Below are 25,303 nucleotides of genomic sequence, written 5' to 3' on the forward strand. Positions count from 1 at the left end.
TTTCCAACACCTCTACATAAAAAATGGAACCTCGACATCCGTCTGTATGAAAGAAGAATGGTGTATTTTCCTATTTCCCGGGCAATATCCGACATCAATAGTCGAGCAGGGCTTGAATCTGATCCATCGGTTGGAGGGCTCTGGCTTTTTCATAGTCCTGAAAAGGATCCCCTCTTTTTTGGAGCCTTTCAAGCATGTTCTCCACCGTGAATGACCGGGGGTCCAGTCCATCCTGTACGTCCTCCCAGTGCAAAGGGGCGGCAATCGGAGCGCCGTCCTTCGCCCGTACAGAATAGGGAGCGATGATCGTCTTCCCTTCCCCATGCTGGACATAATCGATGTACAGTCTGTCTTTACGCTTTCTTTTCAATCGTTCCACAGTGAAAAGATCCGGTTTTGTCTCAACGAGGAGCCGGGCTAATGTCTTTGTGATGGCCCGCGTTTCTTCATAAGTAAGATCTCCCTCTTGGAACGGGATGTGAAGCTGCATCCCTTTGCTTCCTGATAGTTTAATGAAGCTGATCATGCCCAGCTCATCCAGCCATTTCCGGCAGAGAAGAGCGGCTGTGAGGCAGAGAGGGAAAGCCTCTTTTTCTGGAGGATCCAGATCAAGAATGATTTCATCCGGGTGAACACCGCCTGCTTTTTCAAAAGGAAGATGGAATTCTACGGCTCCCTGATTCGCCAGCCAGAGAAGACCATGAAGTTCTTCGCAGATCATATAGGGCTCTCCTTTTTCCATCCACAGTTTCAGTGTATCCGGTGCATAATCCGGCCGGTGTTTCTGGAAGAAGGATTCGTTATGAATGCCGTCAGGAAAGCGAATCACGGTCAATTTCTTTTCTTTCATGAAAGGCAGCATATAAGGAGCGATATGACGGGTGTACAGAAGATAGTCCCGCTTGGTCACACCTGGGAACAGCTCTTTTTCAAGGCTGGTCGGCTCAAAACGGCCGGGGAACAAACTTAAATCCCACGTCATCTTCCTTGATGTACATTCTTCTGGTGTGTGATCGAAACGGAAACGGTGAAACATCGGTTCCCGGAACTCTCCACTTTCTGCTCCTAAGCAGTGGATGTCAGCACAGACGCTCGGCGGGAGTGTCCACTTGTTCTTTTCTTTTTTCCCTTTCTCCTTAAAAAATTGACGAAGAGTGGCAGCTTCATCATGTGGAAGACCATGTTTGAAGCGTCCAGCTTTTCGAATCTGCCCCTCGTTATACACACCTGTATCCACATATCCATTGCCCGGGTCGAAGCGGGTGAGGAATACGGATGCTGTTTTCCACTGCTTCCACTTCAGCCAGTGCCGGGTCCTTTCTCCGAATTGATAGGTGCTGGTGCTCCGTTTGGCGATGATTCCTTCACCAAAGTGCAGGTGGATGATGTCTTTCAGCTTATCCACATGTTGATAAACGGCCACCATTTCAATTCGTGGGTGTTCCCACTTGGCAAGGAGTTCCGTCAGCCGTTGTTTTCTTTCTTTTAACGGAATTTTTTCCTGAACGAAATCAAAAGCTGCAAATAAGGCAGGCCGCTCCGCCGCTGCTTTTCGAATGTTCGCTGTCTTTCTTAAACGTCCCCGCTTTTGGAGAAGGTCGAAATTGGCTTGAAAAGCTGTATTCAGAATGACAATTTCCCCGTCCAGAATAAAGGGACTTGTATGCGGAGGAGGGACGGCTTCACTGATTTCAGGGAATTTATTTGTTAAATCCTTCCCGTTCCGGCTGATCAGGCGGATGCCTTCAGATGTACATTCGAGGAATGCACGGAAGCCATCATATTTTGGTTCATACATCCACTCCTCGCCTTCAGGGAGATCGTCGGACGGGGTAAGCAGCATCGGGCGTTTCATACGTTTCCTCCTTTTTCCCTTAGGTTGTCCTTTCAGGATGGAACATATTTTCACTTTGAACGCAAAAGCTAAGAAAAAAGGAGCCATCACTATGCACACCATGTGGAAAGGAACCATCAGTTTCGGTCTGGTCAACATTCCTGTGAAACTGCATGCTGCTACAGAAAATAAGGATATTAAGCTGAGGCAGCTGCATAAAGAGTGTCATTCGCCGGTGGAATATGAAAAGAGCTGTCCTGTCTGTGACAGAGAAATCGAAAGTGAAGAAATCGTTAAGGCCTACGAGTATGCGAAAAATAAGTTTGTTGTACTGGACAACGAGGATTTAGAGCAGCTGAAAAAGGAACAAGACGATAAAGCGGTGGAAATCCTCGATTTTGTAAAACTGGAGGAGATCGATCCGATATACTTTGAACGGAGCTATTTCATCTCTCCAAACGAAGGCGGGGCCAAGGCCTACAGCCTTCTGCGTCAGGCACTCGGGGATACCGGTAAAATCGGGATTGCCAAAATCATCATCCGCTCGAAGGAGCAGCTGGCTGTTTTAAGAGTGTATGAGAACACCTTAGTCATGGAGACCATCCACTATCCTGATGAAGTGCGGAGTGTCCAGGATGTCCCGAATGTCCCTGAAGAATCTGATTTAAGTAAAAAAGAACTGAGTACCGCTGTTACATTGATCGACCAGCTGACCACCGAATTTGATGCTGGGAAATATAAAGATGACTACCGGACAGCGTTGATGGAACTGATTGAAGCGAAGAAAAATAATGAAGAAATTACAACAGCGAAGGATAAACCGGCTCCGGATAACGTTACAAGTCTGATGGACGCCTTGGAAAAATCCCTTGAAAAGACAAAAGGACCCACGAAAAAGCGCAAGACCAAAGCAGCACGAACGAAAACAACGACGTCTGGAAAGAAGAAATCATCCTGAATACATCAAGCCCTCCCCGTCATGGGAGGGCTTTTTTTAGAGGGTTTTACAAAGATTCCCCTCTCTGCCCCTTTTCCGACTATCAATCCATCCCCTATAATAAGTAATAATCAGAATTTTTTATCTATTTCAGGGGGGATTCTTTGGAACAGCTGTTGTTGAGAGATGTGTGGAAAGCGAGGAAACGTATCGGGAGCATCGTGAAACCGACGCCGCTTGTGTATTCGGAGTATTTCTCCGACCGCTCAGGGCAGCCGGTTTACTTGAAAATGGAACAATCCCATCCTACAGGATCTTTTAAAATAAGGGGGGCGGCAAACAAGCTGCTATCTTTAACAGAAGATGAAAAAAAGCGTGGTGTGACAACATTTTCTACAGGAAATCATGGAATCGCCACCGCCTACGCAGCACGGCAGATGGGTATTCCTTGTACGGTTTGCCTATCCCGTCGTGTTCCAGAAGCGAAGCTTAGACGTCTGAAGCGTCTGGGGGCGGATATCGAACGGACGGGGGTCAGTCAGGATGAAGCTGCTGTTCGCTGCAGGGAGCTGGCATCTAAGTATGGAATGACGATCGTCCAGCCCTTTGATGACCCCGAGGTGATTGCTGGACAGGGAACCATCGGTCTTGAATTGATGGAACAGCTTCCTGAACTGAAAGAAGTGGTGATCCCGCTGTCCGGAGGCGGCCTTTTATCCGGGATCGGATTCGTTTTGAAAAAGATGGATCCTGCTGTTTCAGTCACCGGGGTGACGATGGAACGAAGTGCCGTCATGCAGGCCAGTCTGAAAAAAGGGGCGGTCGTTAGGCTGGAAGAAGAGGATACCCTGGCCGATAGTCTGCTGGGTGGCATTGGTGAGGATAACCGTTATACATTTTCTATGACCCGGTCGTTGATGGATAAAGGTGTGCTTTTACAGGAAGACCGTATTAAAGAGGGATTATACAGTCTCCTTGATCATCATAAAATTATCGTAGAGGGTGCAGCCGCTGTTGGAGCCGGCTATCTCCTTGATCAGCCGATTTTGGAAGGGCCTGTGGTCTTGATCATTACGGGAAACAATGTAGATACAGATACGGTTCGAACGTGGATGGACAACTGAAAAAGGGGGAGTGGGGATGGGTGTACCTGTGGAAGAGGTATTGAAGCTGCCGATGTTAGAGAAAGCGAACGTGCAGACGCCTGTTTATGAGCGTGATGTGGAGTGGATCTCTGTCATAGAGACGCCTGTCGAAAATTTTGTGAGAAACAATGAATTTGTTCTCAGCACGGGAGTGGGATGCGGGGAGGATATCCCGGCCCTGGAGGCCTACGTGAAGGATGTCATCCGGTCAGATGCTTCCATTCTGGCTTTTGCCACCGGCCGTCATTTGTTTAAAATCCCTGATCGTATCATTGCTCTAGCTGAACAACATGAGCTCGTGCTTGTGGAAATCCCCTGGGAAGTACGGTTTGCGGATATTCTTCAAGGCGTGCTGCAGTTAATCAATGATGAGAAACAGAAGATTCACAGGCATGTCGAAGGGATCCGTCAGGAATTGATCAATTGCGTGCTGAATGGGAAGGGACTTCAGGAAATCACGACCATCCTCTATCAATACACAGGGCTGCCCAATGCCATCAGTGACCATTTGAAGCACATCCGGGCCAATCAGCATTTTGATTCTTCCCTGATTGAAGCGTTGAACGGGCGTAAAGAAGCGGTTGTTTCTTTAATTGAGCATCCTTTCCGTGTGGAGCACCCGCTTACACATTTTATAGAAGCTTATCAAATCGGTGAAGAATGCTGTTATCAGCTTACGATTCTATCCAACTATAAGAAACAGGGATATTTGTTGTTTCAGCCGGAAAAGGACCAAGAGGTAACAACAGAGATGATGACGATTCTTGAGCACACGCTGACCGCCTGTGCCCTTTATTTCGTGAAGGAAAATGCCATCGAAATGACAGAAATCCGTCTCAAGGATAACTTTCTTTTGGAACTGGCGAAGCAGGAGCAGCGCATGGACAAGCAGCTGTTGTCGAAAGCCAGGCTTCTCGGCTATGATCTTGAGAAACCTTACGTCTGCTTTGTCGGAGAGGTTCTGTTCCATCGGCCGGCAAGCCGTTCAGTAGGAAACGATGGACAGCTTCCCTCTTCTTCTTCTCTACAGAGCCGCAACTATTACATCCAGAAGGAGGCCGCTTATGCCGGGCACATGGTGGGACGGCAGGTGATGACGACCTTTGATGAAGAGAGAGTCATCATCTTTCTGGAGGCGGATAAAGCAGGCAGTGAGGAAGCAGCGAATCAATTTCTGGACCTTGTCGAAAGGCGTTTGTTCGAACTGCTGGCTGGTGTCACGATCCAATGGGGGATTTCGTGTCATAAAGAAGGGTATCAAGTCTTCCATCACAGCTATGAGGAAGCGCGGACAGCCCTGCAGATGGGAGAGCAGCAGAACGAGGCCGGGGGCCGGACATTCTTTAAGGAGACAAGGATGAACAGGCTTTTGATGGCCTTATCCCATAAAAAAGAAATCGAGGATATTGTTCAGGATACTCTCCAGCCCCTGATTGATTATGATCAGAAAAGGCAGGCGGAGCTTCTTCATACATTTATGGTTTATAACAAGTACAACAGCAATGTCAGCCAGACATCGAGGGCACTGAATCTGCACCGGCAGTCCCTTCTGCACCGGCTGAGGAATATTGAACAGCTGACGGGGTTGTCCTTGTTGAACGCGGATGATTTATTTTTACTGGAGCTGAGTGTGCGGCTGTGGCTCCTGAAAAAAGTAGAGAAGCCCGGGCCGCAGTGAACGGAAGTCTTTTTGCCTGGCTGCATGAGGCAGGAGATGATGACAGATTCAACCAGTTTTGTTATGATGGATGCAAGTGAATAGATTTCAAAACTACTAGGGGAGCCTGAAGAGGCTGAGAGGAAAGCATGGACGCTTTCTGACTCTTACGTACCTGATCTGGTTAATACCAGCGGAGGGAAGTAGTCACATGATCGTCATTGATCGACTTCTTCTATCAAAACCAGGTCCCCGGTGGACCTGGTTTTTTATTTTATTCCCAGGAAGGAGCTGACTGATGAATAAAACCAGAATTCTTACATTCATGGCCGTCCTTGTGGCCGTAGGTACACTAGGCTCGCAGTTTTTATCGTTTCCCGCTGGAGCAGCCAAAGCCTACCCTGTCCAGCACGCCGTCAATGTCATGGCAGCCGTAATGCTCGGTCCGATTCCAGCGGTGGCGGTCGCTTTTGTCATCGGCCTGCTGCGTTTTCTGCTGGGACTCGGGACGATTCTGGCTTTTCCCGGAGGTATGTTCGGGGCGTTTTTTGCCGGTGTATTTTATAAGGTTTATGCACGGAAGCTTTCTGCAGCAGCAGGAGAAGTGCTGGGCACAGGTGTGATTGGTGCTCTGGCCGCCGTTCCCTTCGCCAGCTGGTTCATGGGAAGCTCAGCAGCGGTCTTTGCGTTTCTTCCGTCGTTTCTAGTGAGTAGTCTGTCAGGAGCGGTCATTGCTGTGTTCCTTTTATCAAGAGTGAAGGTGGAAAGCCCGCTCCCGCAGTCCTGATGAAATCCAATTGAAAAGAATGATTGATAGGAAAGGAAGTGGTTCAATGAAACCCGCATGTGTATTAACAATTGCCGGTACGGATCCAAGTGGAGGAGCCGGCATCCAGGCCGATTTGAAAACATTCCAGGAATTGAAAAGCTATGGTATGAGTGTGGTGACTTCGGTTGTCGCCCAAAATACGACAGGAGTCAAAGATGTGCATCATCTCCCTGACTCCTTCCTCCGTGAGCAGCTGTTTGCGGTAAGTGATGATATGCCGGTGCACGCTGTGAAGACAGGGATGATTGCCAATAAGGAAATGATGCAGGTCATTAAAGACTGGATGCAGACCATCGATGCTCCGTATATTATGGACCCTGTCATGATTGCTCAAAGTGGAGATCCGCTTGTAGAGCAGGAAGAACAGATCTATTTAAAAAGGCATCTTGTACCAGAATCGACGCTTGTCACCCCCAATATTCCGGAAACAGAAACCCTTCTCAATCGAAGGATCCATCATGAAGAGGATATGAAGGAAGCAGCTGTGGAAATTGTAGAACAGCTGGGAGCCGGTGCTGCGCTTGTAAAAGGCGGCCATTTAAAAGGGAAAGCGGTCGACTTTCTATATGACGGATATGAGCTGCACACCTTCGAAGAAGAACGGATTGATTCAGCGAATACCCATGGCACAGGCTGCACGTACTCGGCTGCTATAGCCGCTTATATGAGCCAGGGATATCCGCTCGCGCAGGCGGTAGAGAAGGGCAAGCATTTTGTGACAGAGGCTATTCGCCATTCTTTCGATCTTGGTAAAGGGGACGGCCCGACCAATCATTTCGCTGTACGCAGGGAGGTTTTTCATCCATGACACAAACATTGATCCAGAAGCTGCGGAGTGAACGCCCTTTGATTCATAACATTACCAATGCAGTCGTCATGAATTATACAGCCAACGGCCTGCTTGCTCTCGGCGCTTCGCCGATTATGTCGAATGCCGTTCAGGAAGCCGGGGATGTCGCTCGTTTGGCAGACGGCCTTCTGTTGAATATCGGCACATTGAACGAGCAGCAGGTGGAAGCGATGCTGGAGGCGGGAAAAGCGGCGAATGAAGCCGGCGTCCCTGTCGTTCTGGATCCTGTAGGAGTCGCTGCCACCTCCTACAGGGAAGAGGCCTGTAGGAAAATATTGTCGACGGTTCATGTCGATGTGATCAAAGGCAATGCGGGAGAACTGGCTTTCCTTGCTGGAGAGAAAGTCGAAACAAAAGGGGTGGACTCTGGAGAAGCCTCCAATACCGATGAGATTGCTCTCAAAGTTTCTGAACTTTATCAGACGATGGCTGTCTGCACAGGCAAAACCGATGTGATCGGGTATGAAGGAGAAGTCTTCAAAAACGATACAGGACACCAATGGCTTTCAAAAGTCACAGGATCCGGATGTCTGCTAGGTGCCGTTCTCACTGCGTTTCTTGCCATTGAAGGAGACCGCGCAGGAAACGTCCGGGCCGGTCTCTATCATTTTGGTAAAGCAGCAGAACAGGCCGCTTCTCACCCTCATGTGTCAGGACCCGGGACATTTGTTCCTGCGTTTATCGATGCTCTGGGAGCAGAAGAGGAGGCGGACCGGTGAATTTGGAACAGCAGCTCAGAAAATATTTGATCATGGGCAGTCAGGACTGTGACAGGGACCCTTTATCCATCCTGGACGAAGCGATTGAAGGGGGCATTACGGCTTTCCAATTCCGGGAAAAAGGGGAAGGGGCGCTGCAGGGGGATGAAAAATATCAGCTGGCGGCTGCATTGCAGCAGCGCTGTAAATCCGCCGGTATTTTATTCATCGTAAATGATGATGTGGACCTTTTCCGCCGATTGAACGCGGAAGGCATCCATGTCGGTCAGTCGGATGAACACGTCAAGGGGATCCGGGAGGCACATCCTGATGCGGTGATCGGTCTGTCCGTCTCCGACCTGGATGAATGGGAAAACAGCCCCGTTGATCTCGTTGATTACCTTGGAGCAGGACCGGTCTATCCTACAACGAGTAAAAAGGATGCCAACCCGGTTTCCGGTACGGAATGGATCAAAGAATTAAAAGATAGACAGCCGGACATGCCTGTGGTCGGCATCGGCGGCATCACCACGGAAAATGCACACAGAGTGATGGAAGCCGGCGCATCCGGCACAGCTGTCATATCCGCCATTACGAAAGCGGAGGATATCCGGAAGGCTGTTGGAGAGTTATAAACGCTGAAAAGGACCGGAACGACGCAATGACGAGCGTCGTTCCGGTCCTTTTTATAGAATCAAACGTTTGTAAATGAATTACGGTACATCATGGCCCATGGAGCTCTGTAGAATTTCAAACCACTGATCATGAGTAAGGGTGTAATCCAGGCTTCTAACGGCACCGGCGATCCGGTTCTTTTTACCGGATCCGACGATCGGCATAATCCGGGACGGATGGTTCAAAAGCCAGGCATACATGACTTCATCTATGCCCTCGGCACCGATTTCCTCCTGGATCTTCGCCAGTGTGTCTCGCAGCCGCACGGCTTTATCATCGTTGGATGTAAAGACTTCTCCGCCGGCCAGAGGGGACCAGGCCATGGGCGCGACGCGTTTCTGCTGACAAAGGTTTAACGTACCGTCTTCAAAGTTTTCCAGTTGGTAGGCGGAAAGTTCCAGCTGGTTGGTTACAAGAGAAAACGGCAGATAGGATTCAAGCATCTGCCATTGATGATCCTTGAAATTGGACACACCAAAGGTACGTACTTTTCCTTCTTTCTGCAGCTGAATAAAGGCCTCAGCTGTGGATGCAGGGTCCATGAACGGGTCGGGACGAAGGATCAGCAAAGTGTCTACATACTCTGTCTGAAGATCGGTAAGCGACTGTTCCACCGACTTGATGATATGTTCTTTCGTCGTATTGTAGTGATGAGACATATGCTCCGGGCGGTTTTCTGAAGGAAGTACGATGCCGCACTTCGTTACAATCTCCATCTGATCCCTGAGAGATGGCTTCAGACTGAGTACCTCTCCGAAAAGCTTCTCACAAGTATAGCTTCCGTAAATATCAGCATGGTCAAATGTCGTTATGCCTTGATCGATATTGTGTTCAATCAAGTCCAGTGTCTCTTCCTTCGATTGGTTCCAGTCGGCTAAACGCCATAATCCGTGTACAATGCGTGAATAAGAGAGGTCTTCTGCTATTTGTATGCGTTCCATTCTATCCCAACTTTCTTTAAGAATACTTTCATCATACCTTTCTTTTCAAAGTGTCACCAGGTTGAAGGATTGGAATATCAAGGTTTACGGTGTCCGGATATTTGATGCCGGCTCCGGTATTCAATACGACGACGTGCTCTTCTTCCTTGATCCAGTTCTTCTGACGCAGCTGCCGGGCAGCAGCAAAAGCAGCCGCACCTTCCGGGCAGACGAATGTTCCCTCCATTTCCGCCGCCCGCTGCTGTTCTTCCAGAATCGATGATTCAGATACAGCAGCCGCACAGCCATTGGACTCATAGATCGCCTCCAACACAAGGAAATCACCGATGGCTTTCGGAACGTTGATTCCAAACGCCATCGTATCTGCATCCTCCCAGAAATCGGACTCTGTCCGTCCCTCTTCCCAGGCCTTCACAATGGGGGCACAGCCCTCTGACTGGACAGCAGCAAGTCGCGGCATCCGCCCGTCTTCTACCCATCCCAGTCGCTGGAGCTCCCGAATCGCTTTATAAATACCGATTAAACCGACGCCGCCTCCGGTCGGATACAAAATGACATCCGGCAGCTTCCATTCGGTCTGTTCTGCGATTTCAAGCCCCATTGTTTTCTTTCCTTCGATTCTATAAGGCTCTTTCAATGTGGAAACATCATAGATGTCCGGGTCCTGAGCGGCCCGTGAAATGATTTGGCCGGCATCGCTGATCAAGCCATTGACAAGGAAAAGGCGTGCTCCCGAAACCGCGCACTCATTCCGTGTGATTTTCGGGGCATCGACCGGCATAACAATGGTGGGGGTGATGGACGCTCTGGCGGCATAGAGGGACCAAGCCGCTCCTGCATTGCCATTTGTCGGCATAGCCAGTTCCTTCACGCCAAGTTCGCGGGCTTTGGATACCCCGACAGCTGCTCCGCGGGCTTTGAAAGAGCCCGTCGGAATGACGCCTTCATCCTTCATATCCAGATGGGGGATGTTCATGTCTTTTCCAAGAGCGGGCAGAGAAAGGAGCGGTGTCATCCCCTCTCCCAGGGAGACCCGGTAAGAAGGGTTCTGTAGTGGAAGAAGTTCATGATAGCGCCAGAGATCGGGATTGCGGTCCCTGAGGCTTTCTTTTGACCAAGATGTAGACAGCGCTTCCAAATCATAGTTTACAAGCAGTGGTGAGCCGCAAGTACATAAGTGGTGAGGTTCTGAGGTGTTGTAGGTTTTCGAGCATTTCGGGCAGTAAAGGTGAGAGATGTAACTGTACGTCATGGATCATCCTCCTACAAGCATTTATAAAGAGCATAACACCAAAGGGGACATCTGTGTCCATTATGTAGCAAGGACAGCCTTGAAAATTCATACAATTTTTACATTACATAAAAAATTTCTGTTGAATACAATGGACGTAATGAAGATTTAAAATTCTGACTACTTGGATGGAGGGGATGGAATGGTTCTTCCGTTTGACATTTTGGAGTACCAGAAGCGTCTGCAGGCCGTCAAAGGAAATATGGCGGACAGAGGGATCGATGTGCTGCTGATAACGGATCCTGCCAATATGAATTATCTCTCCGGTTATGATGCGTGGTCCTTTTATGTCCATCAAATGCTCGTAATTTTGATTGATGAACCTCAGCCACTCTGGATTGGCCGATACCAGGATGCCGGCGGTGCCAAAGTGACGACATGGATCTACGATGAAAATGTCATCGCCTATCCGGATTACTATGTCCATTCAGCCGTTTACCATCCGATGGATTTTGCAGCGGAAATCATCCGGCAGATCGGTCAGGGGAAACGACGCATCGGTGTGGAAATGGATCACTACTACTTCACGGGTATGGCTCTGGAACGGCTGAAGCAGGGACTTCCGGACGCTTCTTTTGCGGATGGTTCGCTTTTGGTCAACCAAGTGAGGATGGTCAAGTCAGACCAGGAAATTGAATACATGAGGCGGGCAGCCCGGATTGCGGATCTTGCCATGACTCAAGGGGTGGAAAGCGTCCGGCCCGGTGTCAGAGAATGTGATACGGCAGCGGAGATTTACTACCATCTCGTAAAAGGGACGCCGGAATACGGCGGGGATTATCCATCCATCGTGCCGCTTCTGCCGACCGGAGACCATACATCGATTCCTCATTTAACGTGGACGGACCGTCCGTTTGTAGAAGGAAGCGCCGTTATTATAGAACTGGCAGGGTGTTATAAGCGGTACCATGTTCCACTTGCAAGAACCGTAGCCATCGGACAGCCGAATGAGAAGATGAAGCAGGTCGCTCCCGTAGTTCTCGAAGGTATTCAGACGGTGCTTGATTTTGCGAAGCCTGGAGTCACCTGTGGAGAGCTTGAAGAAGTATGGCGGCACACGATCAAAAAATACGGATATGAAAAAGAAGCCCGTCTCGGGTATTCTGTCGGCATGAATTACCCTCCGGACTGGGGCGAGCATACAGCCAGTATTAGAAAAGGGGACCCGACTGTCCTTCAGCCTAATATGACCTTCCACCTCATCCCGGCACTCTGGTTTGATACAGATGGGATAGAAATATCGGAAACGTTCCGGGTGACGGACTCAGGCAGTGAACGCTTCACCACATATCCTCAGGAATTAGTCATTCGTGACCATTTGGATTTGAGCGGACAAATCAGCTGAAAGGAAGTGGCCGTGATTCAATTGTATACCAGGGAGGAGATCGAGCGCCTCATACGTCTCGACCCCCCATTACTCAAAGTCATCGAACAAGCCTTTACGGCATTGGTCACGAAAAAGGTGACGATGCCGCCGATTATGCGTATAGACGTGCCGGAGCATAACGGGGAAGTGGACATCAAGTCCGCCTATATTGAGGGCGAAGACAGTTTTGCTGTTAAATTATCCACCGGCTTCTTTAACAATCCTTCCGCAGGCCTTCCGACATCCGGAGGCATGATGATTCTGCTTGACAGCCGTACCGGACAGCCGCTTGCCGTGCTGGCAGATGAGGGTCTATTGACAGATCTGCGTACCGCCGCCGCGGGGGCCGTGGCAGCGGCGTTCTGCAGCAGAAAAGACGCACACCGGGCCGGTATCATCGGGACAGGTGCCCAGGCAAGACTCCAATTGAAAGCTTTGACGCTCGTCCGTCCTATCGATCACGTATATGTGTATGGACGAAGAGTGGAACAGGCGGAAGCGTATAAAAAAGAGGTGGAAAACGAACTGGGCCTGCCGGTAACGATCTGCTCAAGCGTGAAGCAGGTCGTCGATGAAAGCGACATCGTTGTAACGACCACCCCGTCCCGTGAGCCGCTGATTTATGCAGCATGGTTAAAACCCGGCCTTCACATCACAGCAATGGGATCGGATGCGGAACATAAGCAGGAGCTTGACCACGGGGTGTTGGAACAAGCGGACAGCATCACCTGTGATGTCATCCATCAGTCCAGACGTCTCGGGGAACTGAGAGGGGTACCGGATCTGGAAAAACAGGCTCTGGAACTCGGGGAGCTCACCAGCGGCCGTAAACAGGCCCGAACTTCCGATGAGGATATTACGGTCTGTGATTTAACAGGAACAGGGGTGCAGGACACAGCCATCGCAAGGTTTGCGTGGAAAGCTTTGAAAAATAAAGGAGATGATCTTCGTGAAAGAAGCTAAAATGAGCACAAAATCCATCTGGGCTGGTGAAAAGGAACAGCTGGCTTTCGGAGCGACACAGGTACCTGTCGTCCACAGCGTATCTTTTGGTTATGACGACATGGATGAATGGTATGACGTTGCTGTAGGCGCTAAGCCCGGTCATATTTATGGCAGGAACACCAACCCGACTGTGCAGGCGTTTGAAGACAAAATCCGTATCTTGGAAGGAGCGGAGGCAGCCACAAGCTTTTCCACAGGGATGGCGGCCATCAGCAATACGCTCAGTACGTACTTGTTCCCGGGCGACAGGGTGGTGTCCATTAAAGATACGTACGGCGGAACGAATAAAATCTTTACTGAATTCCTTCCCAAACAGCAGGTCGAGGTTGTCCTTTGTGAGACTGGAGATCACGAGTTGATTGAAGGGGAGATTGCCAAAGGATGCAAGGTGTTGTACTTGGAAAGCCCGACCAATCCAACCGTGAAGATTACGGATATCAAGCGGATGGCTGAGGCTGGAAAGGCTGCTGGTGCCCTTGTCATCGTCGATAATACATTTGCGACACCGGTCAACCAAAACCCACTGGAGCTAGGGGCAGACCTTGTCATCCACAGTGCCACGAAATTCCTCGGTGGCCATGCTGATGCTCTTGGGGGAGCAGTCTGTGGCAGAAAAGAATTGATTGAACCGATCTACCACTACCGTGAAATCAATGGAGCCACCCTCGACCCGATGGCTGCCTACCTGCTTCTGCGCGGGATGAAGACGTTGAAGCTGCGCGTCGATCAACAAAACAAGAATGCTGCAGCCATCGCTGAATACTTGAAATCCTTTGACGAAGTGGAAGCCGTTTTCTATCCAGGCCTTCCGGAGCATCCGCATCACCAGACAGCGAAAGAACAGATGAGAGGATTCGGTGGCATGCTCAGCTTTTCTGTGAAAGGCGGAGTGGCAGGTGTCCGTGATTTACTGCCTAAGTTGAATTATGCCAATAGAGCCGCCAACTTAGGGTCTGTAGAAACCGTTGTCGGCCCTTCGAGAACGACGAGTCATGTGGAGTGTACACCAGAAGAACGAGCGGCTATGGGAATTCCTGAAGGCTTGATCCGCTATTCGGCGGGAATCGAAGACATTGAAGATTTGAAGGCGGACTTAGCCCAGGCATTCCAATCGCTGAAAACCTATGTGAATCCTTAAGGGGGGAGCGGTGTGGAGACCAGAAACCCGGACTTGGCCTTGAGATCCCGTCAATTGTTTGAGCAGCTGGTCAGCTGGAGAAGGGATTTCCACCGCCACCCTGAACTCAGTTTTCAGGAAAAGCGGACGAGTGAAACGATTGCTGCGGAACTTAAGAAGCTTCCAATCTTTAAGGTAGAAGAAAAAGTAGGCGGCCATGGCGTGGTTGCTTCCATTCGTCATGGAGAAGGTCCGGTGGTCGGACTGCGGGCGGATATGGATGCCCTCCCGATTCAAGAAACGACCACCCATTCGTTCTCTTCCAGGGTTCCAGGGGTGATGCACGCCTGTGGCCATGATGCCCATATGGCTGTACTGCTGGGTACCGCTCAGCTGCTGCATGAAGATGCAGAACGAGGGCGTTTCAAAGGCACAGTGAAGTTGATCTTTCAACCGGCCGAAGAATGCTGCGACTCTAAAGGGGAAACCGGAGCTGTGAAAATGCTGCAGACAGGAAGATTGGATGATATTCAAAAAATGGTGGGGCTCCACATGTGTCCGTGGCGTAAACCAGGGGAAGTGCAGTGGCATGACGGGCCGAGTATGGCAAACAACGATGAATTTTCCATTGTCATCCATGGTTCCGGCGGCCATGCCGGCTATCCACAGCAAGTGAAAGACCCAATCTGGATGGCCTCCTCGCTGCTGGGAGCTTTATACAGCCTGAATGGGCGCCGGATGGACCCATTGGAAGTCGGGACACTCAGCGTCGGCCGGGTTCAGGCTGGTGAAGCGGGAAACATTATCCCCGACCGGCTTTATCTGGAGGGTACGATCCGTTCTTATAAGGAATCCGTCCGAGAACAGCTGCTGGAAGAATTGAAGCAGACCCTTGCACTCGTGACAGCCCTTGGCGGGAAATATGAACTTACTGTCCAGCGGGGAGAACCAGCCCTTGTAAACGACCGCGATATCAACACAGCCATCAAAACAGCCGCAGGTTCTTTGAAGCTTATTGAAGAACCCTTCGGCATGGGGAGTGAAGATTTCAGTTTTTACACGAAAACCATTCCCGGTGCGATGTTTTTCCTTGGCTGTGGGCTGACCGAAGAGAAAAGTCTGCATCAATCCGATTTTGATTTGGACGAACAAGCACTGCCCCATGGTGTTCAAGTCCTTTTGGGGAGTGCTTATGAACTATTAAAGCGAGGGGGATGACAATGCCTGTTAAAATCGCCTTTATCGGTTTTGGAGGAGTCGGACGCGCACTTGCGGAAATCATCGAAGAGAAAAGATTCCGCCTTAGGAAGGAGTATGGCTTGGATACTGTCGTTGTCGGAGTCAGTGATGTTATGAAAGGGGCGGTATATCATCCGGATGGGCTTGATATTCCCGTTCTTTTGAAAGGGCTCAGCGATCATGGGACTGTGGAAACCTATCCGGAACACGCGGGTGTCGTTAAAGGCTGGGACAGTTTGGAGATGATCGATCACGCTCATGCAGACGTCATCGTGGAAGTCACTTATACGAATGTGGAAACAGGCGAACCGGCATTGACCCACTGCCGCCGGGCTCTGGATCAAGGGAAAAGTGTCATCACGACGAATAAAGGACCTGTCGCCCATGCGTATGAGGAGTTGACCCGGAAAGCGGAGGAGAAAGGTGCATTTTTCGGTTTTGAAGGCACGGTCATGAGCGGAACACCTGCGCTGCGTCTTCCAGAGCAGACACTTGCAGGAAATACGATCCATAAAATCAAGGGCATCCTGAATGGTACGACCAATTATATTTTGACGGAAATGGAGCAGGGTCTGGACTATGGAGAGGCTTTGAAGCAGGCGCAGGGCCTAGGGTATGCAGAAGCTGATCCCACCAGTGATGTGGAAGGTTATGATGTCCGTTATAAACTCGCCATCCTGTCCAGTCATGTCTTTGGTGTGGCGTTGTCCCCGGAAGATATTCCTTGTACAGGGATTACGGGAGTGAGTGCATCGGATATACAGGAAGCGGAAAAAGCGGGAAAGAAATGGCGGTTGATCGGTACATTAACCTTGGACGGTGACCGTGTTACAGGGGTGGTCAAGCCGGAACGCATCTCCGCTCATGAGCCTCTTGCGGGAGTATCAGGAGCCTTGAATGCCATTTTATATGACTGTGACATGTCCGGCCCCATTTTTATGACAGGAGCAGGAGCGGGACTGAAGGAAACCGGGTATGCCTTGTTGATTGATTTGATCCATTACCATAAACAGCAGTCCAGAATAAAAGTGTAGGAAAGGAGCAGAGCCATGAAAACGAATCCTGTTGTTGAAAAAATGCTGTGCGCGGGGCGGTGGGTCGAAGCCGATTCCACTTTCCCGGTCTACAATCCTCAGGACGGGCGTTTACTCGCCGAAGTACCTTCCGCCTCCAAATCAGATATGGAAGAGGCGGTGGAAGGGGCGCATCGTGCTTTTACTTCCCGGCGCCCTTGGCCGACGCATGAACGGATGACAGTGTTGAAAAAAGCTGCCGCTTACGTGCGGGAGAATCAAGAGTCCTTTGCTGAAGTGATCGCCCTGGAAGGAAGCAAAACGATTACCGAAGCCAGGGGAGAAGTGAAGCGGGCGGTTCAGACGATTGAAATCAGTGCCGAGGAAGCGCGGCGGTTAAAAGGAGAAACCATCAATTTTGATCAGAATGAAGGCGGTGAAAACCGAGTCGGCTATTATCAGCGCTTTCCGATCGGTGTCATCGGAGCTATTACGCCGTTTAATGATCCCCTCAACTTAGTGGCGCATAAGATCGGCCCTGCGATCGCTGCGGGTAATGCGATTGTCCTGAAACCGGCCTCTGTCACCCCCTTAAGTGCTTTGAAACTTGCTGAGGCGTTTACAGCCGCAGGGCTTCCAGAAGGGTATTTGTCCGTCATTACAGGATCAGGAAAAGATATTGGTGACACTTTAATCACTCATCCGGCCGTTCAGATGATCTCATTTACCGGTGGACCCGAAGCAGGTGATGCGATTACGAAAAAAGCAGGGACAAAAAAATTAAGTATGGAGCTCGGATCCAATTCCCCTGTTATCGTCTTGAACGACGCAGACCGGGAAGAAGCTGTAAAAGCCTGCGTTTCAGGTGCTTTTTCAGCGGCCGGGCAGAATTGCATCGGTGTGCAGCGGATTTATGTGGAGGAACAGCAGTATGGAGCTTTTCTTGATGAGTTCGCAGCCGCGTCAGCTGCTCTCCATGTTGGCGATAAAATGGAGGAAGAAACGGATGTCGGGCCGATGATTCAGGAAAAAGAGGCGCTCAGGGTGGAAAGCTGGGTGGAGGAAGCGGTCAGCGAAGGGGCGGAGATCGTCCTTGGTGGAAGAAGAGAAGGAGCCTTTTACTATCCGACCATTCTGACCGGCGTTCCGCATGATGCAAAAGTGGCTAAGGAGGAAATATTTGGACCTGTTGTGCTCGTACACCCGGTGAGAAGTCTGGATGAAGCGATTGAATTGTCCAATTCTGTGAACTACGGGCTGCAGGCGGGAATTTTCACCAATACTATTCAACAAGCGTTTGAAGCTATTCAGTATATGGATGTTGGAGGACTGATGATCAACGACAGCAGTGATTACCGGATTGATGAGATGCCGTTTGGTGGAACCAAGGGATCGGGGATCGGCCGGGAAGGTGTGCGCTTCAGCATGGAAGCAATGACCGAGCAGAAGGTCGTCTGTTTCCGATTGAATCACCGGTGATAAGTACGAAGACTGTGGGGTTCCGCAGTCTTTTTTTTACGTGGAAAAGCAAGAGTGATGCTGGTACTTCTTTTCAGGGATAAGGTTATGGAAAGAGCAGATAGTATAGATGAACCTATTCCTTAAGGAGGATGAAAATGAGGAAGAATATCCTTGTGATCTTATCAGTCATCATGCTTCTCGGCTTGTTGGCTGCTTGTAATACAACAGAAGAACGTGCGCGTGAAAGTCAGCGCAACAATTTGAACCAGGTTACCTTCGATCCGGAAGATGAGAACATGCAGCAGGAACAAAGGTATGCCGTAGACCCCCGTTCCAATGAACAGAGCCGTTTCGATGCCAACGTCTATTTTGAGGGCATCAATCCCAATGGTCCGAATGGAAGGATGGAAGGCCCGTACTTTTTCGATCAGGAAGGCCGTTATGACCAACGTCAGGCTGCACCATCCGGGGATAACCAAGGACAGCCGGAGTCTGCTCAGCAAAACAAGAACCAAACTGAAAAAGACTCCAGCCCAAGCGAAAGCCAGGCAGCATCCGGTGATTTTCAGAAAAAGGTCATCGAGTTAACAAACGAAGCCCGTAAAAAGAATGGGTTGGAGCCATTGAAGAATAGTGCAGAAGTGGAAGAGGTCGCCCAGGTGAAATCAGAGGATATGGCGGAGAATGATTATTTTTCCCATACGTCTCCAACCTACGGCAGTCCGTTCGATATGCTGAAGGACTTTGATGTCGATTATTCTACAGCGGCTGAAAACATAGCTGCAGGCCAGCAGTCTCCAAAATCCGTTGTGGATGGATGGCTGAACAGCTCCGGACACCGGAAAAATATCATGAACAACAGTGTCACCCACATTGGTGTAGGCTATGCCAAGGATGGGAACTACTGGGTGCAGATGTTCATAGCGAAGTAAAGAAAAGCGGCCGGCTCTGCCGGCGCCTTTCTACATAAACCAGCAAAGGACGATACACATGAAGAAGACAGGACTACTACTGTTTCTGCTCATATGGATGACGGGAGCTGTCCATGTCTACAGCTTCCCTGAAAAGCAGATCACAGCGCTTGGTGACTCCATCCCATATGGGTATCACCTTACCCCCGTCAATAAACAGCCATCACCTTATGCTTTTCCTTATTTGATTGGGAAAAAAGGGAACATGGCCGTCAATAATCTCAGTGTCCCGGGACTTACATCAGGAGAACTGCTTCAGGAGTTGAAAACAAATAAGGTCTTCCGTAAAGCGGTCGCTGATTCGGATTATATCCTTCTTTATATTGGAGGGAATGACCTGCTCAATTTCCTTAAGAAAAACGATAACCTACAAGGGGTGGATCTGGAGGAAGCGGCACCTGTCATCAGAGATCTTATTTATAATGTGTATTCGACAATCCTTGAAATTGACGATTTGTCAGACGGGGAAATTCTTGTCTATAATTTATATAATCCCTATCCGGCAGCCTCTGATCAGTTGAGTGCCCCCCTCTCCTACATTAATCAGCAGTATCAATCACTCGTCCAACTGGTCCGTCATTTTGCCTCTGTTACGCTGATTGATGCGTATGGAGCTTTTGAAGGACATCCGGAATATATCATAGAACGGGATGTTCACCCGAACAAAAAGGGACAGGAAAAACTGGCTGAGCTGGGCTGGAATCAGTTGAAAAACTAGCGGTAAATATAGGGGTTTCCTATGGTTTCATGTATAATGACCATAAAGAAGGGGCGGTGTATCGTTTTGAAATTTGCCATCATAGGAACAAATACCATTACCGAAAAGCTGATTGAAGCCGGGCGCAGCCATCCGGAATTTGAATTGACAGTGGTTTATTCAAGAAACCAGGAGCGGGCCGATGCGTTCGCCGATCAGTACGGAGCTCCACTCCGTTTCACAAAAATAGCAGACCTGGCTCTCAGTGAAGAAATCGAGGCCGTCTACATAGCCAGTCCGAATGCTCTCCACGCCGAACATGCGGTCACTCTTATGAAGCATGGAAAACATGTACTCTGTGAGAAGCCGATGGCGTCAAACCAGCAGGAAATTGCCGGTATGATTGATACAGCCAAAAACCAAGGGGTCGTCCTGATGGAAGCGATGAAGTCCACGCTGATGCCTGGATTTTCAGCGGTGAAGCAGCATCTCCATAAGCTGGGCCCTGTCCGCCGGTATGTAGGGAACTTCTGTAAGTACAGCTCCCGCTATGACGCGTATAAGCAAGGGGAGGTCCTGAATGCCTTCAAACCTGAATTATCCAACGGCTCATTGATGGATTTAGGGATTTACGGCATCTATCCGATGGCGGCTTTATTCGGGGCACCACGCTCCATTAAAGCAAACGGCCTGTTTCTGGAATCCGGTGTCGACGGCCAAGGATCTGTAACAGCGGACTACGGCGATATGGAAGGGGTCGTTATGCACTCGAAGATTATCGACTCCCATTCTCCTTCAGAAATTCAAGGAGAAAAAGGGACCATGATCATTCCGAACATTTCTGAACCGGAAAACATCCACATCCTATACCGGGACGGAAAACGGGAAGAACTGACGGTCGAGAGTGATTTTCCTCCTATGTATTATGAAGTGGCTGAGTTTATTGAGGTCATTGGACGGGGGGCGAAACAGTCTTCTGTAAATTCCTTCGAACACACGTTGATCACTGCCCGGATTATGGAGGAAGCCCGCAGACAGATTGGTCTCCTATATCCCGCAGATGAATAAGACGAAGAGAAAAGAGGCACGTGTATGAACGTGCCTCTTTTTTCTTAAGATGTGGATTCGTCACCTGCCCGGTCAGGATAGGGCTGTGCAGCTTCCAATTCTTCCTGATGCTTGATTCCCCACTGGTTCATAGCATGGAGGAAGGAAGCTGTTGAGCGGCCGTAAGGGGATAAGCGGTATTCAACATGAGGCGGAACGGTCTGATGGTCAATTCTTTCCACAAGTCCGTCATTCATCAGCTGTTTCAGCTCACGTGCCAGGATCCGCGAAGAAATATTACCATCAAGAGTACGACGTAGCGCATTAAACCGCATGGATTCAGCCTGAAGAAGCTTCCAGAGAATCAACCCCTTCCATTTCCCACAGACGACCTCAAGTGTGACACTAATGCCGACTCTGCCTCCCATCAGTCCCGCCTCTTTTCCATTTATTTTTTCTGCCCCTGTTTCTGCATGGCTTTTTCATAGCCTTCCATGATGCCCTGGGCATATACTTTATTTAATACCGTCATTGTTTGAGGAATGATTTTTTCTTCCTCTGATTGAGATATTTGATTCAACAAGTCCACAAGTTCGAGCAATTCTTCCGTAACCGGAAAAATTGGCTTTATATTGTCCAAATGGATCACCTTCCTGATAAATCGGAAAACGCTATTACTATAATTCTATTTCCTTTTTATTCACATCACAAGTAGTTACAAAAAGGTTAGTTTCAACATAGACCATTATGAACTAAAAATAGTTGGTTAAGCAACAACTAAGTCCGTGTTTTTGGTTTGTACAGCCTGTTGAAAAGGGGTGTACAGGTATACAAAAGTTATACTTATATAATAAATTTCGGGGTTTTTGTATAAGTGCATGCGTCGGACCATACATAACACAGGGGCTGTATACGGAACAGCTTGTACAGTGGACACAGCCGGAAAGGAAAAAATATGAAACGAATATTTTCTTATGCCATTCCATATAAGAAATCCGTAGTTATCGCTTTACTGCTGATGGTGATTGAGTTGATCGTCGAACTGACTCAGCCTGTCCTTATGGCGAAGATTATCGATGATGGAATTGTCCCGGGTGATTTATCGGAGGTCACGATCTGGGGACTTGTTCTGCTCGGGTTATCGTTCGCCGCCTTTGCTGCCGGGATAACAAATTCCTTTTATGCCGCCGATTTCAGTCAAGGAGTGGGGCATGACCTGCGTCGTGACTTATTTGAAAAAGTCCAGTATTTTACCGATGATCAATTTCAAAGGATCTCGACACCGAGTCTCGTTACAAGAATTACAAACGATGTCATACAGCTGCAGTCCCTGCTTTTCATGCTGGTCAGAATCGGGCTTCGCGCCCCTCTTTTCATCATTTCTGCCCTTATCATGGCACTGACCATTGATGTCCGTCTTTCCATGATTTTGATCGGGGGTGTTCCTGTATTTCTCGTATTCTTATTTTTCACTTTAATGAAAGGGGTCCGGTACTTTAAAAAAGTGCAGGAAAAGCTTGATGCTTTGAATAATGTAATCAGACAGAATTTATCTGCCGTCCGTCTTGTGAAAGGATTCAATCGCAAAGATTACGAGGAAGAGCAGTTCCGCACGGCTAATGCGGGGCTCGTCGCTGAGAATAAAAAGGCGCTCTGGTTGATGGAAACCGCTATGCCGATGGTCATGCTCGGCATGAATGTGGTCATTCTCGTTCTGTTATGGACGGGCTCCGGTTTTCTGGCCATCGGAAGTCTACAGCCGGGAGAGCTTGTCGCCATCATCAATTATGCGACTAGAATTCTTTTCACATTCTCTGTGTTCACCTTCCTCATTGTGATGGTTTCCCGCGGCCAGGCTTCTGCCGGGAGGGTGGAAGAGGTTCTTTTATCATCTGTGGAGACCGACTGTGCGGCCGGGTCCTGTTCGCTTGACCATGTCGAAGGTGGAATAAATTTCTCGAATGTCTCTTTCCGCCGGGGCGGTCAACGTATTCTAAACAACATTTCCTTTGAAGCTGAGAACGGAAGCACCGTGGGAATCCTAGGAGAAACAGGCTCAGGTAAAACGTCTCTCCTTCATTTAATACCCCGATTATACGAAAAAGAATCCGGTCGAATTGTTTTGGACGGAAAAGATATGGAGGATTATTCCCTGGAGGTGTTAAGGCAGTCCGTCAGTCTTGTTCCTCAGGAGGTCCAGCTTTTCTCAGGAACGGTCCGTGAAAATATCAGCTGGGGCAGACCGGGAGCGGACGAAGCAGAAATCAGGGAGGCGGCCGCTCAGGCGCAGATAGCTGACTTCATTGAATCACTTCCTGGTGGGTATGATACACAAATCGGGCAGAAGGGCGTCGTTTTTTCCGGCGGGCAGAAACAACGGTTGTCCATTGCGCGGGCTTTAGTGCGGAATCCGTCTGTTCTGCTGCTGGATGACAGCACCAGTGCTCTCGATGCCCATACGGAAAAACAGCTGTTGAAAACTCTGGATGATCAGTCCTGTACGGTCTTCATTACAGCTCAGAAGATCAGTTCCATCCAGCAGGCGGATCTGATTCTGCTGCTTGATCAGGGGAGGATTGCTGCGAAAGGAACACACGAGGAACTGCTTGAAACGAATGCCTATTACAAGCGGGTCTTTGAGTCACAAAAGGAAGGGGTGATGTCATGAAGCGCCAGGAAGCAGGGGGAGGCCGCCATCACTCGATCGGAATGTCAGGACAGAAGACGGATCAATTTGGTTCGACTTTAAGACGGATTTGGAGCTATATGAGTGGACGCAAGTGGGCTTTTTTCCTCGTTATAACAGCTATTGTACTAAGTGCGGGTCTTTCTCTTCTCGGACCTTACCTGCTCGGAAGAACAGTAGATACCGTCATTGAGGATCCAGGTAGAGGACAGCTGCTCATCATGCTTGGGCTTCTCTTGGGTGTATATCTGATGCACTCTGTCTTTTTATGGCTCCAAAATTACTGGATGATCGGGATTGCCCAGGAGGCTGTGCAGGGTATGCGGGACCAGTTATTTGCCCATGTTCAGCAGCTGCCTGTCATCTATTTTCAAACAATGCCGCAGGGGGAGCTGATGAGCCGTCTGACCAACGATATTGAAAATGTAAGTCGGACGCTGAACACAGCGGTTGTCCAATTCGTTACGAGCGTGTTGACCATTGTGGGTACAATCGGAATGATGCTTTGGCTGAGCCCTGTGCTGACTCTTTTGACATTGACGATCGTTCCGGTCATGTATGCCGGTATGAAATGGATTACGAACCGGACAGGCCCTTTTTTTAAGAAACAGCAGCGGAATCTCGGTGACGTGAATGGATATGTAGAGGAAATGTTCACCGGTCAGTTCATCGTAAAAATGTTCTCAAGAGAACCCCACGTCATTGAGGACTTTGCTGAAAAAAATAAAGCGTTGAGAGAGTCCGGCTATTATGCGCAGGTATATACCGGGTTTATCCCCAAACTGATGAACATGCTGAATAACGTCAGCTTTGCCATTATTGTAGGAGCAGGCGGCCTTCTCGCGGTCAATGGATTCATATCGATTGGAATCATTGTGACTTTCACGACCTATTCCCGTCAGTTCACCCGGCCTCTTAATGATCTTGCCAACCAATTCAATATGATCCTGTCAGCTGCTGCAGGAGCGGAAAGAGTTTTTCAAGTGATGGATGAACAGATGGAAACCGAGGATGAATCCCGGTCTGTATCGATTCCTCTGCAGGGGGAAGTGGAGTTCCAGAATGTCTCCTTCGCCTACAAGGAAGGACAGGATACCTTGAAGGATATCAGCTTCAAGGTGAAACAAGGGCAGACAGTGGCCCTTGTAGGACCGACAGGGGCAGGGAAGACCACTGTAATCTCCTTGTTATCCCGCTATTTTGAACCGGATCGAGGAAGCATCCTGCTGGATGGTACAGCTTTGAGCGATATCCGCCGGGACAGTCTGCGCAGTCAGATGGGAGTCGTTCTCCAGGACGCTGTCATGTTTAACACGACAATTCGGGAAAACATCCGGTACGGCCGTCTTCGTGCTTCGGATGAAGAGGTGGAGCAAGCCGCCATTTCTGCACATGCTCATGATTTTATCGTCCGGCTTCCGGACGGCTATGATACGAAACTCGATTCGGATGGGAAGGGGGTCAGCCACGGGCAGCGCCAGCTTCTTTCTATCGCCCGGGCCATGATCGCTGACCCGGCACTTTTGATCCTTGATGAAGCGACAAGCAGTATTGATACAGTGACGGAAATCAAAATCAATGCAGGACTGACGGAATTGATGAAAGACAGGACAAGTTTTGTCATCGCCCACCGTCTGCATACGATTCGATCGGCGGATGTGATTCTTGTTATGGAGAATGGGGCCATCGTAGAGCAGGGGACCCATACGTCCTTAATGAAACAGGGCGGCAGATATGCGGGATTGATTCAAGCTCAGTCCGGGACTCAGCGTTCATCAGCTCGGTGAAAAATACACCACCGTGGTCCCTGTGTCATATGGTATGACATAAGGGAGGGGAAGCGT

At 49.4% G+C, this 25,303-nt stretch carries 23 protein-coding genes and 1 riboswitch; of the genes, 18 read left to right on the plus strand and 5 right to left on the minus strand.

Annotated elements, in window-relative coordinates:
• Window positions 1-94 precede the first annotated feature (94 nt).
• Window positions 95-1,855, minus strand: a complete 1,761-nt coding sequence (gene ligD, locus ACXAJH_RS08535; protein ID WP_474993627.1) for a DNA ligase D — start codon at window positions 1,853-1,855, stop codon at window positions 95-97.
• A 91-nt stretch (window positions 1,856-1,946) separates the two neighbouring features.
• On the opposite strand from ligD, the gene ku reads away from it, so the two are divergent.
• The 7 genes from ku to thiE all read left to right on the plus strand — a co-directional run bounded on the left by ku (window position 1,947) and on the right by thiE (window position 8,585).
• Complete coding sequence (gene ku / locus ACXAJH_RS08540; protein WP_474969938.1) at window positions 1,947-2,792, plus strand: non-homologous end joining protein Ku; 846 nt, start codon at window positions 1,947-1,949, stop codon at window positions 2,790-2,792.
• Window positions 2,793-2,935: 143 nt separating this feature from the next.
• On the plus strand, window positions 2,936-3,895 hold the full coding sequence (locus tag ACXAJH_RS08545; protein ID WP_474969937.1) for a pyridoxal-phosphate dependent enzyme: 960 nt from the start codon (window positions 2,936-2,938) through the stop codon (window positions 3,893-3,895).
• A 16-nt stretch (window positions 3,896-3,911) separates the two neighbouring features.
• Window positions 3,912-5,594, plus strand: a complete 1,683-nt coding sequence (locus ACXAJH_RS08550) for a PucR family transcriptional regulator (protein ID WP_474969936.1) — start codon at window positions 3,912-3,914, stop codon at window positions 5,592-5,594.
• Between the two features lie 88 nt (window positions 5,595-5,682).
• Window positions 5,683-5,792, plus strand: a riboswitch (TPP riboswitch).
• Window positions 5,793-5,871: 79 nt separating this feature from the next.
• Complete coding sequence (gene thiW, locus ACXAJH_RS08555) at window positions 5,872-6,360, plus strand: energy coupling factor transporter S component ThiW (protein WP_474993629.1); 489 nt, start codon at window positions 5,872-5,874, stop codon at window positions 6,358-6,360.
• A 46-nt stretch (window positions 6,361-6,406) separates the two neighbouring features.
• Window positions 6,407-7,210: a bifunctional hydroxymethylpyrimidine kinase/phosphomethylpyrimidine kinase gene (thiD, locus tag ACXAJH_RS08560; RefSeq protein ID WP_474993631.1), complete on the plus strand. Its 804-nt coding sequence runs from the start codon at window positions 6,407-6,409 to the stop codon at window positions 7,208-7,210.
• Complete coding sequence (gene thiM, locus ACXAJH_RS08565; RefSeq protein ID WP_474970766.1) at window positions 7,207-7,971, plus strand: hydroxyethylthiazole kinase; 765 nt, start codon at window positions 7,207-7,209, stop codon at window positions 7,969-7,971. Before thiD ends, thiM begins: the two co-directional genes overlap by 4 nt.
• Complete coding sequence (gene thiE, locus ACXAJH_RS08570; protein WP_474970767.1) at window positions 7,968-8,585, plus strand: thiamine phosphate synthase; 618 nt, start codon at window positions 7,968-7,970, stop codon at window positions 8,583-8,585. The genes thiM and thiE overlap by 4 nt, the downstream gene beginning before the upstream one ends.
• 78 nt (window positions 8,586-8,663) lie before the next feature.
• Here thiE and ACXAJH_RS08575 read toward each other — a convergent pair whose 3' ends face one another.
• Window positions 8,664-9,566: an aldo/keto reductase gene (locus ACXAJH_RS08575; protein WP_474993633.1), complete on the minus strand. Its 903-nt coding sequence runs from the start codon at window positions 9,564-9,566 to the stop codon at window positions 8,664-8,666.
• A 31-nt stretch (window positions 9,567-9,597) separates the two neighbouring features.
• Complete coding sequence (locus ACXAJH_RS08580; RefSeq protein ID WP_474993635.1) at window positions 9,598-10,818, minus strand: threonine synthase; 1,221 nt, start codon at window positions 10,816-10,818, stop codon at window positions 9,598-9,600.
• Between the two features lie 181 nt (window positions 10,819-10,999).
• Here ACXAJH_RS08580 and ACXAJH_RS08585 point away from each other — a divergent pair, with 181 nt between their 5' ends.
• The 9 genes from ACXAJH_RS08585 (at window position 11,000) to ACXAJH_RS08625 (ending at window position 20,794) form a co-directional block, all read left to right on the plus strand.
• Entirely contained in the window at window positions 11,000-12,202 is a 1,203-nt protein-coding gene (locus ACXAJH_RS08585; protein WP_474969929.1) for a M24 family metallopeptidase, read from the plus strand.
• A 12-nt stretch (window positions 12,203-12,214) separates the two neighbouring features.
• Window positions 12,215-13,186: a cyclodeaminase gene (locus ACXAJH_RS08590; RefSeq protein ID WP_474990345.1), complete on the plus strand. Its 972-nt coding sequence runs from the start codon at window positions 12,215-12,217 to the stop codon at window positions 13,184-13,186.
• A 1-nt stretch (window position 13,187) separates the two neighbouring features.
• Window positions 13,188-14,366: a cystathionine gamma-synthase family protein gene (locus ACXAJH_RS08595; RefSeq protein ID WP_474970453.1), complete on the plus strand. Its 1,179-nt coding sequence runs from the start codon at window positions 13,188-13,190 to the stop codon at window positions 14,364-14,366.
• Between the two features lie 12 nt (window positions 14,367-14,378).
• Window positions 14,379-15,563, plus strand: a complete 1,185-nt coding sequence (locus ACXAJH_RS08600; RefSeq protein WP_474993637.1) for a M20 metallopeptidase family protein — start codon at window positions 14,379-14,381, stop codon at window positions 15,561-15,563.
• Window positions 15,564-15,565: 2 nt separating this feature from the next.
• Window positions 15,566-16,618, plus strand: a complete 1,053-nt coding sequence (locus ACXAJH_RS08605; protein ID WP_474993639.1) for a homoserine dehydrogenase — start codon at window positions 15,566-15,568, stop codon at window positions 16,616-16,618.
• Between the two features lie 15 nt (window positions 16,619-16,633).
• A complete protein-coding gene (locus tag ACXAJH_RS08610) occupies window positions 16,634-18,076 on the plus strand; it encodes an aldehyde dehydrogenase family protein (RefSeq protein WP_474969925.1) in 1,443 nt (480 codons plus the stop codon).
• A gap of 137 nt (window positions 18,077-18,213) precedes the next feature.
• Window positions 18,214-18,990 (plus strand): CAP domain-containing protein, encoded by a 777-nt coding sequence (locus tag ACXAJH_RS08615; protein ID WP_474969924.1) that lies wholly within the window; start codon window positions 18,214-18,216, stop codon window positions 18,988-18,990.
• A 58-nt stretch (window positions 18,991-19,048) separates the two neighbouring features.
• Window positions 19,049-19,747, plus strand: a complete 699-nt coding sequence (locus ACXAJH_RS08620; protein ID WP_474993641.1) for a GDSL-type esterase/lipase family protein — start codon at window positions 19,049-19,051, stop codon at window positions 19,745-19,747.
• A gap of 36 nt (window positions 19,748-19,783) precedes the next feature.
• On the plus strand, window positions 19,784-20,794 hold the full coding sequence (locus ACXAJH_RS08625; RefSeq protein ID WP_474994121.1) for a Gfo/Idh/MocA family protein: 1,011 nt from the start codon (window positions 19,784-19,786) through the stop codon (window positions 20,792-20,794).
• 44 nt (window positions 20,795-20,838) lie between these two features.
• Here the strand turns inward: ACXAJH_RS08625 and ACXAJH_RS08630 are convergent, their stop codons facing one another.
• Entirely contained in the window at window positions 20,839-21,201 is a 363-nt protein-coding gene (locus tag ACXAJH_RS08630; protein ID WP_474969921.1) for a winged helix-turn-helix transcriptional regulator, read from the minus strand.
• Between the two features lie 20 nt (window positions 21,202-21,221).
• Complete coding sequence (locus ACXAJH_RS08635) at window positions 21,222-21,413, minus strand: hypothetical protein (protein WP_474970773.1); 192 nt, start codon at window positions 21,411-21,413, stop codon at window positions 21,222-21,224.
• 315 nt (window positions 21,414-21,728) lie between these two features.
• Between ACXAJH_RS08635 and ACXAJH_RS08640 the strand changes: the two genes are divergently transcribed.
• Both ACXAJH_RS08640 and ACXAJH_RS08645 read left to right on the plus strand, forming a co-directional pair.
• Window positions 21,729-23,441 carry an ABC transporter ATP-binding protein gene (locus tag ACXAJH_RS08640; protein ID WP_474993643.1) on the plus strand — a complete coding sequence of 571 codons (1,713 nt, stop codon included), beginning with the start codon at window positions 21,729-21,731 and terminating at the stop codon, window positions 23,439-23,441.
• Complete coding sequence (locus tag ACXAJH_RS08645) at window positions 23,438-25,246, plus strand: ABC transporter ATP-binding protein (RefSeq protein WP_474993645.1); 1,809 nt, start codon at window positions 23,438-23,440, stop codon at window positions 25,244-25,246. Before ACXAJH_RS08640 ends, ACXAJH_RS08645 begins: the two co-directional genes overlap by 4 nt.
• The last annotated feature ends 57 nt before the right edge of the window (window positions 25,247-25,303 follow it).

Source organism: Halobacillus sp. ABD4_316, assembly GCF_056161385.1.

Coding starts and splice junctions, on each gene's coding strand:
- thiD (WP_474993631.1), top strand. CDS start 6,407: ATGAAACCCGCATGTGTATTAACAATTGCCGGTACGGATCCAAGTGGA.
- ligD (WP_474993627.1), bottom strand. CDS start 1,855: ATGAAACGCCCGATGCTGCTTACCCCGTCCGACGATCTCCCTGAAGGC.
- ACXAJH_RS08605 (WP_474993639.1), top strand. CDS start 15,566: ATGCCTGTTAAAATCGCCTTTATCGGTTTTGGAGGAGTCGGACGCGCA.
- ACXAJH_RS08615 (WP_474969924.1), top strand. CDS start 18,214: ATGAGGAAGAATATCCTTGTGATCTTATCAGTCATCATGCTTCTCGGC.
- ACXAJH_RS08645 (WP_474993645.1), top strand. CDS start 23,438: ATGAAGCGCCAGGAAGCAGGGGGAGGCCGCCATCACTCGATCGGAATG.
- ku (WP_474969938.1), top strand. CDS start 1,947: ATGCACACCATGTGGAAAGGAACCATCAGTTTCGGTCTGGTCAACATT.
- ACXAJH_RS08625 (WP_474994121.1), top strand. CDS start 19,784: ATGACCATAAAGAAGGGGCGGTGTATCGTTTTGAAATTTGCCATCATA.
- ACXAJH_RS08575 (WP_474993633.1), bottom strand. CDS start 9,566: ATGGAACGCATACAAATAGCAGAAGACCTCTCTTATTCACGCATTGTA.
- ACXAJH_RS08630 (WP_474969921.1), bottom strand. CDS start 21,201: ATGGGAGGCAGAGTCGGCATTAGTGTCACACTTGAGGTCGTCTGTGGG.
- ACXAJH_RS08580 (WP_474993635.1), bottom strand. CDS start 10,818: ATGACGTACAGTTACATCTCTCACCTTTACTGCCCGAAATGCTCGAAA.
- ACXAJH_RS08595 (WP_474970453.1), top strand. CDS start 13,188: ATGAGCACAAAATCCATCTGGGCTGGTGAAAAGGAACAGCTGGCTTTC.
- ACXAJH_RS08610 (WP_474969925.1), top strand. CDS start 16,634: ATGAAAACGAATCCTGTTGTTGAAAAAATGCTGTGCGCGGGGCGGTGG.
- ACXAJH_RS08640 (WP_474993643.1), top strand. CDS start 21,729: ATGAAACGAATATTTTCTTATGCCATTCCATATAAGAAATCCGTAGTT.
- ACXAJH_RS08620 (WP_474993641.1), top strand. CDS start 19,049: ATGAAGAAGACAGGACTACTACTGTTTCTGCTCATATGGATGACGGGA.
- thiM (WP_474970766.1), top strand. CDS start 7,207: ATGACACAAACATTGATCCAGAAGCTGCGGAGTGAACGCCCTTTGATT.
- ACXAJH_RS08585 (WP_474969929.1), top strand. CDS start 11,000: ATGGTTCTTCCGTTTGACATTTTGGAGTACCAGAAGCGTCTGCAGGCC.
- ACXAJH_RS08550 (WP_474969936.1), top strand. CDS start 3,912: ATGGGTGTACCTGTGGAAGAGGTATTGAAGCTGCCGATGTTAGAGAAA.
- thiW (WP_474993629.1), top strand. CDS start 5,872: ATGAATAAAACCAGAATTCTTACATTCATGGCCGTCCTTGTGGCCGTA.